Annotated in this window: 12 protein-coding genes; 1 reads left to right on the forward strand and 11 read right to left on the reverse strand. The window is 72.7% G+C overall.

Going from position 1 to position 12000, the window contains the following annotated elements:
• From OZN99_RS15330 to OZN99_RS15380, 11 genes are all read right to left on the reverse strand, one after another.
• Positions 1-823: ATP-binding cassette domain-containing protein (locus OZN99_RS15330; RefSeq protein WP_270936118.1), on the reverse strand; the 823-nt coding region annotated here is incomplete at its 3' end.
• Between the two features lie 253 nt (positions 824-1076).
• Positions 1077-2108, reverse strand: a complete 1032-nt coding sequence (locus OZN99_RS15335) for a formate dehydrogenase subunit gamma (RefSeq protein WP_270936119.1) — start codon at positions 2106-2108, stop codon at positions 1077-1079.
• Between the two features lie 59 nt (positions 2109-2167).
• Positions 2168-2764: a formate dehydrogenase FDH3 subunit beta gene (fdh3B, locus tag OZN99_RS15340; RefSeq protein WP_270936120.1), complete on the reverse strand. Its 597-nt coding sequence runs from the start codon at positions 2762-2764 to the stop codon at positions 2168-2170.
• 23 nt (positions 2765-2787) lie between these two features.
• Positions 2788-5733: a formate dehydrogenase subunit alpha gene (locus OZN99_RS15345; protein WP_270936121.1), complete on the reverse strand. Its 2946-nt coding sequence runs from the start codon at positions 5731-5733 to the stop codon at positions 2788-2790.
• Between the two features lie 18 nt (positions 5734-5751).
• Positions 5752-5952, reverse strand: coding sequence for a twin-arginine translocation signal domain-containing protein (locus tag OZN99_RS15350; protein WP_270936122.1), 201 nt, complete (start codon positions 5950-5952; stop codon positions 5752-5754).
• Positions 5953-6012: 60 nt separating this feature from the next.
• Positions 6013-6624 carry a TorD/DmsD family molecular chaperone gene (locus OZN99_RS15355; protein ID WP_333779741.1) on the reverse strand — a complete coding sequence of 204 codons (612 nt, stop codon included), beginning with the start codon at positions 6622-6624 and terminating at the stop codon, positions 6013-6015.
• 174 nt (positions 6625-6798) lie between these two features.
• On the reverse strand, positions 6799-7530 hold the full coding sequence (locus OZN99_RS15360) for a DUF3306 domain-containing protein (RefSeq protein ID WP_270936123.1): 732 nt from the start codon (positions 7528-7530) through the stop codon (positions 6799-6801).
• Complete coding sequence (locus tag OZN99_RS15365) at positions 7527-8051, reverse strand: DUF3305 domain-containing protein (RefSeq protein WP_270936124.1); 525 nt, start codon at positions 8049-8051, stop codon at positions 7527-7529. The genes OZN99_RS15360 and OZN99_RS15365 overlap by 4 nt, the downstream gene beginning before the upstream one ends.
• Positions 8048-9124 carry a DUF6352 family protein gene (locus OZN99_RS15370; RefSeq protein WP_270936125.1) on the reverse strand — a complete coding sequence of 359 codons (1077 nt, stop codon included), beginning with the start codon at positions 9122-9124 and terminating at the stop codon, positions 8048-8050. The genes OZN99_RS15365 and OZN99_RS15370 overlap by 4 nt, the downstream gene beginning before the upstream one ends.
• Positions 9121-9672, reverse strand: coding sequence for a DUF6505 family protein (locus OZN99_RS15375; RefSeq protein WP_270936126.1), 552 nt, complete (start codon positions 9670-9672; stop codon positions 9121-9123). The genes OZN99_RS15370 and OZN99_RS15375 overlap by 4 nt, the downstream gene beginning before the upstream one ends.
• Complete coding sequence (locus tag OZN99_RS15380) at positions 9669-10397, reverse strand: biotin/lipoate--protein ligase family protein (protein ID WP_270936127.1); 729 nt, start codon at positions 10395-10397, stop codon at positions 9669-9671. The genes OZN99_RS15375 and OZN99_RS15380 overlap by 4 nt, the downstream gene beginning before the upstream one ends.
• Positions 10398-10506: 109 nt before the next feature.
• Between OZN99_RS15380 and OZN99_RS15385 the strand changes: the two genes are divergently transcribed.
• Positions 10507-12000, forward strand: a 1494-nt coding sequence (locus OZN99_RS15385; RefSeq protein ID WP_270936128.1) for a 4Fe-4S binding protein, incomplete at its 3' end; no start/stop codon positions are given.

Consider the following 12000-nt stretch of genomic DNA (forward strand, 5'->3'; position numbering starts at 1 on the left):
TCACCCGGCCCTCGCGGACCGTGACGGCGCCGTCCTGCCCGCCGGCCGGCACGGCGAGCAGCTCCGCCCCGGCGGCGCGGCTGCCGGGGGCATGCACGGCGTCCAGCGCGCGACCGGTCATGTCGCGGGCCAGCGTGGCCTCGTCGAAGCCGCCCCGCGCATGCAGCGCCACCATGCGGCCGTCGCGCAGCACGGTGACCGCATCGCAGAGCCGCCGCACCTCGTCGAGCCGGTGCGAGACGAAGACCACCGCCACCCCCGCCTGGCGCAGGCGGTCGAGCAGGCCGAACAGCCGGTCCACCTCCGCGCGTTCCAGCGAGGCGGTCGGCTCGTCCAGGATCAGGATGCGCGTCCCGCCATGCGCCAGCTCGCGCGCCAGCACGACCGCCTGGCTCTCCGCGAAGGAGAGGTGGCGCATCGGCCGTTCAGGATCGAGTGCCAGGCCGAGCCGCGCCAGCGCCGCATCCGCCGCCTGCCGCACCGCGCGCCGGTCCACCACCGCGGGCAGCAGCCCACCAAACGGCCGGCGCAGCGGCCACCGCCCGAGCAGCAGGTTGTCCGCGACCGTCATCTCCGGCACCACGCGCAGCTCCTGCGGGACCAGCGCGATGCCGGCGCGCCGCGCCTCGTCAGGGCCGCGCGGCGCGAAGGGCTGTCCGGCCAGCGTGATCTCGCCCGCATCCGGGCGGTAGATGCCGGTGAGGATCTTCAGCAGGCTCGACTTGCCCGCGCCATTCTCGCCCACCAGCCCGTGCACGGTGCCGGCATCGAGGCGGAGTGCGACGTCGCGCAGCGCGACGGTGCGCCCGAACGCCTTGCTCACCCCCGTCGCGCTGAGTGCGATCGTCCCGGCGGCCATCCCTGTCCGAACCCTGCCCGGCCGCAAGCCTCGCCCGGCCGTCCGGGATGCGTCAATCTCGAACAGCGTTCGGTTTCGGACGCGGCGATACGGCGACGGCGGGGCGCGGTACGCGAAGCGGCCCGGGGCGCAGGACGCCGCCCCGGGCCGCCGAAGGAGTCGTTCGGCCGCGACGGTCCGCGCGGTACGGAACCCCGCGCGGCCGCCGCGTTGCAGGCTAGTCCGCGCCCTGCGTCCGCGCGCCCGGCGTGCCGGCGATGGTCTCGCGCGCCTTCTTCATCTCGTCCTCGACCCAGAGCGAGTGGTGCTCGCGCGCCCAGTTCACGTCCACCTGGCCCGAGCCCATGGCGTCGAAGGCGCCCTCCATGCCGACCGAGCCGATGTAGATGTGGCCCAGCATCGCCGCGATCATCAGCACGGAGATCACGCCGTGCACGATGTGCGCGAGCTGCTGCCCCGCGATGTCGGTCGCCCAGAAGGGGAAGATCAGGACGTAGCCGGAGACCGCCACCAGGGTGCCGCCGATCACGGTGATCCAGAACACCATCTTCTGCCCGGCGTTGAAGCGCCCGGCCGCCGGATGGTCGTGGCCGAACAGGCCGCCCGCCGCCTTCAGCCAGCCGACGTCGCGGCCGTTCGGGATGTTGTCCTTCACCCACAGCAGGAACAGCAGCACCACGCCCAGCGTGAAGGGGAAGGACAGGTAGTTGTGCGCGTATTTCCCCCACAGAGTGATGGTGGCGAAGGCCTCCGGCCCGATCAGCGGCAGGATCAGCCAGCGGCCGAAGGTCAGGTTCAGCCCGGTCAGCGCCAGCACGACGAAGGATCCCGCCGTCATCCAGTGCGCGGACCGCTCCAGCAGGTTGAAGCGCTGGATGGTGCGGCCCGACCGGCCGGCATCGATCTCGATGCGGCCGCGCGTGGCGTAGAACATCGCGATGATGCCGAGCATGCCCAGCACGGCGATGCCGCCCACCCAGGTCAGCGTGCGGTTGTGGAAGGTGCGCCAGTCCCGCCCGGCCGGCTGCACCAGGTTGCTGGCCTGCTCGTCCGGGATGGAGATGCGGCCGCCGATGCGGCCGCGGGTCAGCGCCTTCTCCAGCTCCAGCTCGTCCGCCGTGGCGGTCGGCGAGACCGGGTTGGTGGGAACGCCCACCACCGGCCCGCCCATCTGCACCTGCGCCGCGGCTGGCAGGCCGAAGGCCAGGGCGCAGGCCACGGCCAGCGCCGGAAGGATGCGTGCAATCATCTGCGTATTCCCCCAAAGCGCGCGCGGGCGATCGGGCCGCCCGCGCCGCCCCTCCCCGATCAGACGCTCAGCGTTTCCTTGTAGGCGGTGCGCCAGCCCCAGGCGCCGGCGCCGTAGCCGCGGCGCTGAACACGCTCGCGGTAGATGCTGGCGATCATGTCGCCGTCGCCGGCGAGCAGCGCCTTGGTGGAGCACATCTCCGCGCAGATCGGCAGCTTGCCCTCGGCCAGCCGGTTGGCGCCGTACTGGACGTATTCCACGCCGGTGTTGTCGGCCTGCGGGCCGCCGGCGCAGTAGGTGCACTTGTCCATCTTGCCGCGGCTGCCGAAGTTGCCGACGCGCGGATACTGCGGCGCGCCGAAGGGACAGGCGTAGAAGCAGTAGCCGCAGCCGATGCAGGTGTCCTTGTCGTGCAGCACGACGGCGTCCGCCGTCGTGTAGAAGCAGTTGGTCGGGCACACCGCCGCGCAGGGCGCGTCGGTGCAGTGCATGCACGCCATGGAGATGGAGCGCTCGCCCGGCTTGCCGTCGTTGATGGTCACCACGCGGCGCCGGTTGATGCCCCAGGGCACCTCGTGCTCGTTCTTGCAGGCGGTGACGCAGGCGTTGCACTCGATGCAGCGGTCGCTGTCACACAGGAACTTCATGCGGGCCATTGTTGTGTTCTCCCCCCGGTCTCTCAGGCCGCACGGATCTGGCAGAGCGTGACCTTCGTCTCCTGCATGAAGGTGACGGGGTCATAGCCATAGGTGGTCACGACGTTCACGGATTCGCCGAGCACGATCGGATCGGTGCCGCGCGGATACTGCCGCCGGCGATCCTCGCCCTGGAACCAGCCGCCGAAGTGGAAGGGCATGAAGGCGACGCCGCGCCCGACGCGCTCCGTCACAAGCGCCTTCACCCGGGCGCGGCTGTTGTTCTCCGGCCCCATCACCCACACCCAGGCGCCGTCGCGGATGTTCCGCGCCGCCGCATCGGCCGGGTTGATCTCGACGAACATGTCCTGCTGCAGCTCGGCAAGCCACTTGTTGGACCGCGTCTCCTCGCCGCCGCCCTCGTACTCCACCAGGCGGCCGGAGGTGAGGATGATCGGGAAGTCGCGCGCCACCTCGTGGCTGCGCGCCTGCACGGACTGGCCGAGATGCGGCAGGCGGAAGCCGCGCCGGTCCGGCAGGGTCGGGTATTGCGCGATCAGGTCGGTGCGCGGCGTGTAGATCGGCTCGCGGTGCACCGGAACCGGGTCCGGCAGGTTCCAAGCCACGGCGCGCGCCTTGGCGTTGCCATAGGCCATCACGCCCTTGTCCATGGTCACGCGGATGATGCCGCCCGACAGGTCGGTCATCCAGGAGACGCGGTCCTCCCCGCCCAGGCCGCTGCCGACCTCGGCGATGGTCGCCTTCTCCTCCGCCGTCAGCAGGTCGTACCAGCCCAGCCGCTTCATCACCGCGATGGTGAATTCCGGATAGCCGTCCTGGATCTCCGAGCCCTTGGAGAAGCTGCCCTCGGCCAGCAGCGTCTGGCCTTCGCGCTCCACGCCGAAGCGCGCGCGGAAGGTGCCGCCGCCCTCCTTCACGTGCAGCGAGGTGTCATACAGCACGTGCGTGCCGGGATGGCGCCACTCCGGCTTGCCCCAGCACGGCCAGGGCAGGCCGTAGTAGTCGCCGCGGATCTCGGCCGGCGCATCGGCGCCGGCGCGCAGCGTGACCAGGTCGAATTTGTCCTGGTGCTGCTGGTGCAGCTTCAGCCGCTCCGGCGAGATGCCGGAATAGCCGCTGCCCCAGGCGCCGCGGTTGATCTCGCGCAGGATGCTCTCGGCCGTCGGCGCGTTGTCGCGGATCTCGAAGCCCTTGAACATGTCGCGCTGGAAGCGGACCGGCAGGTTGCGCCGCTCCGCCGCCTGGTCCAGCGCGCCGGCCAGGCGATACATCACCTCGTAGTCGGTCCGGCTCTCGAAGATCGGGTTCACGATCCTCGAGCACCACTGGACCGACCGGTTGGAGGCGGTGCGGCTCCCGTCGCACTCGAACTGGGTCGCGATCGGCAGCAGGTAGGTGCCGTTGCGGCGGCCGGACTGCATCGCGAAGGTGGTGGGGTGCGGGTCCGCGATGACCAGCAGCTCGAGCCGCTCCAGCGCGCGCGCGGCTTCCGGCATGCGGGTGACGGTGTTGCCGCCATGCCCGAACACCAGCATGCCCTTCGTGTTGTCCTTCTGCTGCACCTGGTCCTTCGGCAGCAGCACGGCGTCGAAGTAGCGCGTGGTCGGGATGCCCGGCGTGGTCTGCATCTGCGGCGTGTCGAAGCGCGCCCGCATGTCCTCGAAGGACATGCCCCACACGCGGCTCCAGTGGCGCCACGCCGTCTCGTCGATCCCGTAGTAGGCTGGCAGGTTGCCGACATCGAGGCCGAAGTCGGACGCGCCCTGCACGTTGCAGTGGCCGCGGAAGATGTTGGCGCCGGTGCCGGCTGCGCCGACATTGCCGGTGGCGAGCAGCAGGATGGAGTAGGCGCGGACATTCGCCGTGCCGACCGTCTTCTGCGTCGCGCCCATGCACCAGATCAGCGTGGAGGGCTTCTGCGTCGCGAACAGCTCCGCCACCTTGCGCAGCTGCGCGCCCGGCACGCCGGAGACGCGCTCGACCTCCTGCGGGGTCCACTTCGCCACCTCGGCGCGGATCTGGTCCATGCCGTGCACGCGCTGGCGGATGAACTCCTTGTCCTCCCAGCCATTCTGGAAGATGTGCCAGAGCATGCCCCAGATGATCGGGATGTCGGTGCCCGGGCGCATCCGCACATATTCCGTCGCGTGCGCCGCGGTGCGGGTGTAGCGCGGGTCGATGACGATCAGGTTGGCGCGGTTGGCCTCCTTGCCCGACAGCACGTGCTGCAGGCTGACCGGATGCGCCTCCGCCGGGTTCCCGCCCATGATGATCATGGTCTTGGAATTGCGGATGTCGTTGTAGGAGTTGGTCTGCGCGCCGTAGCCCCAGGTGTTCGCCACCCCCGCCACCGTGGTGGAGTGGCAGATGCGCGCCTGGTGATCGACCGAGTTGGTGCCCCAGAAGGCCGCGAACTTGCGGAACAGGTAGGCGCCCTCGTTGGAGAACTTGGCGCTACCCAGCCAGAACAGGCTGTCCGCGCCGCTGTTGGCGCGGATCTCCATCATCTTGTCGGCGATCTCGCGATAGGCGACGTCCCAGCTGATCCGCTGCCACTCGCCGTTCACCAGCTTCATCGGGAACTTCAGGCGGCGGTCGCCGTGCACCAGCTCGCGCACCGCCGCGCCCTTGGCGCAATGCGTGCCGCGGTTGATCGGCGATTCCCAGGCCGGCTCCTGGCCGACCCACACGCCGTTCTGCACCTCGGCCACCACCGTGCAGCCCACCGAGCAGTGGGTGCAGATGTTCTTGACGCGCTGCACCGGCCGCGCGTGGTCGATCACGCCGGTGGCCGCGCCGGCGGCCTGCGCGCGCGACGGCGCGAGCGCACCGAGCGCGGCGAGGCCCGCACCGGCGAAGCCGGCCTGGCGAAGGAAGGAACGACGGTCCAGCCCGCCGGAGCTCAGCCCGGCATAGGCCGCGGCCAGCCGCTGCTTCGCAGCGCGGCCTTCGGAGCGCTTGATCAGCATCTGCGCTTTCTCCCGGTCTTACTTTTCGTAGCGGTTGGTGCGGTAGAAGGCCTGCACCCCGGCCGCGTTCGGCTGGTAGCGGGCCGCGGTGCGGGTCGCCTCGTTCTCCTTGCGGGCGTCACGCGCGGGCACGCTGTCGGCGCGCTGCGCCAGCGCCGGCGCCGCCGCGGCGGCTGCCGCCGTGCCAAGGCCCAAGGCCTTCAGGAACCCTCGACGCACCGACCTGTCCTCCCCCGCAGCACTCATGTCCCAGCTTCCCTTCTTCCTTGCTGTTGCGTCTCAGGCCGGCAGGTCCGCCGCCGCGGCCTCGATCTCCACGGCGATGCGCCCAAGGCGCCCGACCGCGCGGTAGAAGCCCGCCGCCTCCGCCTTCTCCAGGTCCGCGAACATGCGCGCGGCCCAGGGGCGGATGTGGCGGGCGAAGAACCCTGCGGCTTCGTCGGGGTCGGCGGCGAAGGCGCCGGCGATCAGCCCCGCGAAGGTCTCGCAGACGAAGGCGATGTGGTCCTCGGGCTCGGCCACGCCCTCCACGCGCTCGATCCCGAGCCGCGCCAAGTCGCCGCGCAGGTCGGCCAGCGGCCGCTCGTGCAGGAAGCCGGTCAGATAGTAGGAGGCGTAGGGCAGCACCTCGCCGCGGCCGACGCCGATGAACAGCTGGAAGAACTCGCGCTCCGCCGACTCCGGCGTGGCGGCCGCCGCCGCAGCGGCCAGCGCCGCATAGGCCTCGCCGAGCTCGCCCTCGGTGCCGCACAACAGCTTCAGGCTGGCAAGCAGCCCCGCATCCGGCGCGCCGCCCATCAGCCGCCCGAGCAGCGCGAACAGCCGCGCCCGCTCGACATCGACCGGATCGTGCGTGATCGCTGCGGCCCGTGCCATTCCCTGCCCAGTCACGGGGACCGCGTTCCCGCCTTACCCGGCCGACGCAGCCGCCCGTCTCCCCAATCCTTCCCTACAAGCGCAGTCGTCGCGCTTGTGCAAGAGGGAAGGCTCGCGGAGGCGTGATTTCGGACGGCACGACACATCGTTGCGTGACCATTGTCTTCTATATGACCTAGCGCACTCTCATCAGCCGGGCAGCGCCCCGCCATGGCGCCGGCGCGGCGCCGGCGCCTCCGCCGGCGGCACCGGCCCCGCCGGGATCTCCGCTGCCAGGATCCGCGGCTCCGGGTCGGCCGGAACCGCCGCGGACGGGTCGTCCGTCTCCGCACCGGGCGGGGCCTCCGCCGTCACGGCGGGCGGGGACTCCGCCATCGCCATGGGCGGCGCCTCCGCGGCAGGCGCCTCCTCGGCAGGCGGCCCGGCGGCTTCGGCCTCATCCTCGCCGAGCCGCCCGATCGCCTGGGCCAGCAGCTTTGCCACATCGCCGCCCAGCTCGTTCGAGAAGCCGAAGGGCAGGCCGCCCGGGGTGTTGAAGTCCCACTGGTAGTCCACCGGCCCGATGTAGTCGCGGATCGCCGGGTCCAGGCTCCACATCCGCCGCAGCGCGGCGTTCCGCAGCACCGAGGGCACGCCCGGCCGCAGGAACAGCGAGAAGTCGCTCTCCGCCGTGAGGTCCTCGATTCGCGGCAGGCTCGCCGGGTCGATCTCCGGCAGGTTCGGGATCGGGCAGGCCGCCCGCGGGGGCGGCGACGGCTCGGCCTCGGCGGGTGCGGTGTCGGTCGCCTCGGCCGTCGCGTCCGCGGGCAGAGCCTCCGGCGACGACTCGACGGGCGGGCCCGCTTCCGCGACCGCGCGCTTGCGGCGCGACCAGCGGGCCAGGAACCCCTCGCCCTCCGTCTCCTCGGCGCCGCGGGTCATTCCTCCTCCTCCGCCGGGAAGCGGGCTGCCCCGGGGGCGCGGCGCGCCAGCGCCTCCGGGTCGGCGCGGTCGCGCTTGCGCTTGTAGAAGGCGTGCTCCTTGTGGTGCTCGGCCACGAAGGCCGCGGTTGCCGCGTGCAGGCCGGGCGGCATCGGCAACGCCTCCACCAGGTCATTGCCGGTGTCGGCGTGGAGATGCGCCTCGCCGGGGTCCACCGTCACGGTCTGCAGCGCGAAGCCAGCCGGCGTCGCGGCCGGGCGCAGCGCCACCCAGACCAGCGGCTGCGCGGCTTCCAGGTTGTGCTTGTAGTTGGACGTGTCCGTCGGATGCAGCGCCACCTCGGCCACGCCGGCGAAGAACAGGCTGCGCCCCGCCTCCTCCCGCAGCAGCGTCCAGGCGGGAACGGGCGGCGCCTCCTCCAGCACCTCCACCACGCGCCAGACCTCGTCCGCCCATTTCGTCACGCCGGGCCGGCGTTCCGCCAGGACGGCCACGGGAATGCGGATGGACCGGGGGTTCACGCCGCCTCCCCCCGCGCCTTCAGCGGCAGGCCGGCGACCAGGTTCTGTGGCTTGAGCCGCACCTTCTGCGCCACGTCCATCGCCAGCGCCAGGTACACCGGCTTCCCCGCCGCGCGCGGGATCACGCGCGAGCTTTCCGAGAACTCCAGCACGCCGAGCCACAGGATCCGCGCCAGCCTCTCCTGCTTCACCTTCTTCCCGTGCCACAGGTCGTTGGCGATCGCCGTGGCCTCGGCGTCCAGCCCGACATGCCAGGTCCAGTTGCGGTCCTCGATCACCGGCACGGGGCGGATCGTCACCACCTCGCCCAGCATGTGCTTCAGGAAGATCTCGATGGCGCGGCCCAGTGCCTTCTGGCCCTCGCGCGTCTCCGCGATGTCGAGGGCGAAGTCGTGCGCGTCCGACCGTGCGAAATAGGCCGGCGCGTTCGCCTCGCCCAGCACGTCGATCTCGACCTCGCGCGGCGGCACGCCGGCCTCGGTCAGCAGCTGGCCCAGCGGGCCGTAGTCGCTGCCGGCGGCCTTCATGTCCACCACCTCCTCGTCCGCCAGCAGCGTGGAGCCCTGGTGGATGCCGGCGCGCTGCGGGCGGAACAGGCATTCGGCCGCGCGCAGCACGAAGGGATCGCCCACCCCCTCCATCGCGCTGCGCACCACCAGATGTGTCAGCATCTGCAGGAACAGCGGCGGGATTCCCGCCACGCCATCGGCGTAGAGCTTCAGCCAGGCGGCTTCCAGGTTCGGCTGCGCCGCGACGCGGTCGCGGAAGGACAGGAAGACCTGCCAGTTCTCCCGCGCATCGGCGTCCGCCAGCGCAGCCAGCTCCGCCGGCGGCACGGCGCGCATGGGGTCGGCCAGCAGCGCGGCATGCAGCGCGCGCTCCGCATCGCAGGCCTCCTCCGGCGGGACGAGCTCGGGCCGCGCGCAGAAGGCGCGCCAGAGATCGGGCGTGGCGTGGATGCGCCCGTCCTCGTCGCGGTCGCACAGGTGATGCCCGCAGGCCACCCAGAAATCGCCGGGCGCCAGGCCAGGCGGGGGCTTGGGCAGGTGCTCGTGGTGATGATGCCCGCTCATATCCCGTTCCGCGCGCCCAGCTTCGTCAGGTCCGGCGTCTCCACCACCTCCTCCTCGCCCTCCACCACGGCGATGCCGAAGACCGGCAGCGTGTCGAAGCGGGTATGCGGCGTGTCGCGCAGATGGAGCGTGCGGAAGCGCTCCCGCTGCTCGCCGCCCTCCTCGCTGCGCGACAGCGCCAGGATGGTGCCGGGCGGGTGGTCGCAGAGGCTCTCGGCGAAGGCGATCTCCTCCGCCGCCGCGGCGCGCGCCGCGGCCTCGTCCGGGGCGCCGTGCCGCGCGCGGATATGCGCCGCAAGCGCCTCCAGCGCCGCCGCGCGCTGGTCCGGCGTCGCCTCCGCCACCTCCACCAGGGTGGACCAGCCGAAGGACGACAGGCCGAGGAAGCCGCCGCGGAAGGCCTGCCGCCGCTTGCCCGACATCGCCGCCGGCGTCTCGTCCCAGAACTCGAAGCCGCCGGGCACAGCCCATTCGCCGGGCTCCGCCGCCGGCTCGTAGATCAGCGTGTCGGACCGGTCGAGGCGGACCGTGCGCGGCAGCTTCGTCATGCGCCGAGCGCCTCCGCCAGTGCGAAGCGGTCGCGCGCGCCGCCGCGGTCCACCACCAGGTCGCCGGTCGCCGGGTCCAGGCCGCGCTTGCCGCCTGCCATCCGCGCGTCGTCCTCCAGCCGCGCCAGGTAGCGTTCCGCCAGGCGCCGGAAGCCGCCGGTGGCGTCGGCGCGCTGCCATTCCGCCAGGTTCGCCATCAGGTGGCGCGCCCAGGCCGCGGTCAGCTCCGCCGCCGTCGCCTCCTCCAGGTCCCAGCCCTCCTCCTGCAGGGAGGTCTGGGCCAGGCCGTGGCCGGGCTCCCAGCCCTGCGGGAACATCAGACGCGCCTCCACCGCCACCGCGATCCAGTCCGGCACCGCATCCTCCGCGCAGCCCTCCGGCCAGGCGATCCGCACCCCCCCCACCTCGCCGCCATTCACCGCGACGCGGCCGGGCCAGCGGAAGGTCAGGGGCACCTCCGGCGGGCCGAAGGCGGCCAGTGCATCGGCCAGGGCCGAGGCCGCGGCGTAGAGGGCCGGCCGCGCCGCGGCCAGGGGCTGCTCCGGCTCCAGAACCACCGCCGCCTCGATCCGCGCGGCGCTCCGCACCCAGGCCAGCGTCCCCGCCCCGTGCTGCGGCGCCAGCGCGACCGCCCGCGCCAGCGCGTCCCCGGCCTCGCGCAGCGGGACCACGGGCGTGAAGACCGAGGGCAGTTCGGGCAGCAGGCTGCTGGCGGCGGACGACACGACCGGAAGAATTCCTCCCCATGCCTCGCAACGGCTCGGCCGGGGCGATATATGCGCCCCAAATCCCCGAGCCTAGGGGTCGGGGAACGCTGGGGAAGCCTGTCCGCGCATGAGCACCACCACCTTCGTCTGTTCCTGCGAGGACACCATGCCGCTCGACGGCCGCGCCGTGGCGCGCGGCTGCAAGGGGGAGATGCGCAGCGCCGAGCAGCTCTGCGGCGCCCAGCTCGACCGCTTCCTGGCGGCGCTCGGCGAAGGCCGGCCGGTCACCGTCGCCTGCACCGCCCAGGCCCCGCTCTTCGAGCAGGAGGCCGAGGAAGCCGGCTTCGCCGCCCCCCTTGCCTTCGTGAACATCCGCGAGACCGCCGGCTGGTCCGACGAGGCGAAGGCCGCCGGCCCCAAGATGGCCGCGCTGATCGCCGCCGCCGCCGTGCCCATGCCGGCCACCCCCCTGGTGCCGCTCAAGAGCGAGGGCGTGACCCTGGTGCTGGGCCGCGACGCCGCCGCGCTGGACGCCGCCCGCAGGCTGGCCGCCACGCTGGACGTGACCGTGCTGCTGACCGGCGCCGAGTCCGTGGAGCCGCTGCGCAGCGCCGAATTCCCGGTCGCCCGCGGCCGCGCCCGCGCCGCCACCGGCTGGCTCGGCACCTTCGAGGTCACCGTGGACGGCTATGCCATGCCGCGCCCCTCCTCCCGCGCCGCCTATGCATGGGGGCCGGCGAAGGACGGCGCGACCAGCCGCTGCGACGTGATCCTGGACCTGACCGGCGGCGCGCCGCTGTTCCCGACGCATGAGCTGCGCCAGGGCTATCTCCGCGCCGACCCCGCCGATGCCGCCGCGGTGGAGCGCGCGGTGGCCGCCGCCCGCGACCTGGTGGGCGAGTTCGACAAGCCGCGCTTCGTCACCTTCGAGGCCTCGCTCTGCGCGCACAGCCGCAACCGCCGCACCGGCTGCACGCGCTGCCTGGACCTCTGCCCTACCGGCGCGATCACGCCCGGCAAGGATTCGGTGGTGGTCTCCGCCGAGATCTGCGCGGGCTGCGGCGCCTGCGCCGCGGTCTGCCCGACCGGCGCCGCCAGCTACGCCCTGCCAAGCAGCGAGGCGCTGCTGCGGCGCCTCCGCACCCTGCTGCTGACCTACCGCGAAGCGGGTGGCGAGACGCCCCTGGTCCTGGTTCACGACGCGCATGGCGAGGCGCTGATCGAGGCGCTGGCCCGCCACGGCGACGGCCTGCCCGCCCGCGTCCTGCCGCTGCGCGTCAACGAGGTGTCGCAGCTCGACCTCGCCACGCTGCTCAGCGCCTTCGCCTGGGGCGCGGCGCAACTCCGCCTGCTGATGAAGGCGAAGCGCGCCCACGGGACGGAGGGCGTCTTCCGCAACCTCGACTACGTGCAGCATGTGCTGGCCGGCCTCGGCATCCCCGACCACGGCGCGCCGCGCGCCGCCGCGATCGAGACCGACGATCCCTTCGCGCTGGGCGAGGCGCTGCGCGCCCTCCCCCGCCGCGGGCTGCCCTTCCCGCCTTCGACGCACCTCGCCATGGGCGCATCGCGCGAGGTGCTGCGCCAGGCCGCGCGCGCCCTGGCCGAGGGCGCGGGCCGG

Source organism: Falsiroseomonas oryzae, from assembly GCF_027856955.1.
Classification (GTDB): Bacteria; Pseudomonadota; Alphaproteobacteria; order Acetobacterales; family Acetobacteraceae; genus Falsiroseomonas; species Falsiroseomonas oryzae.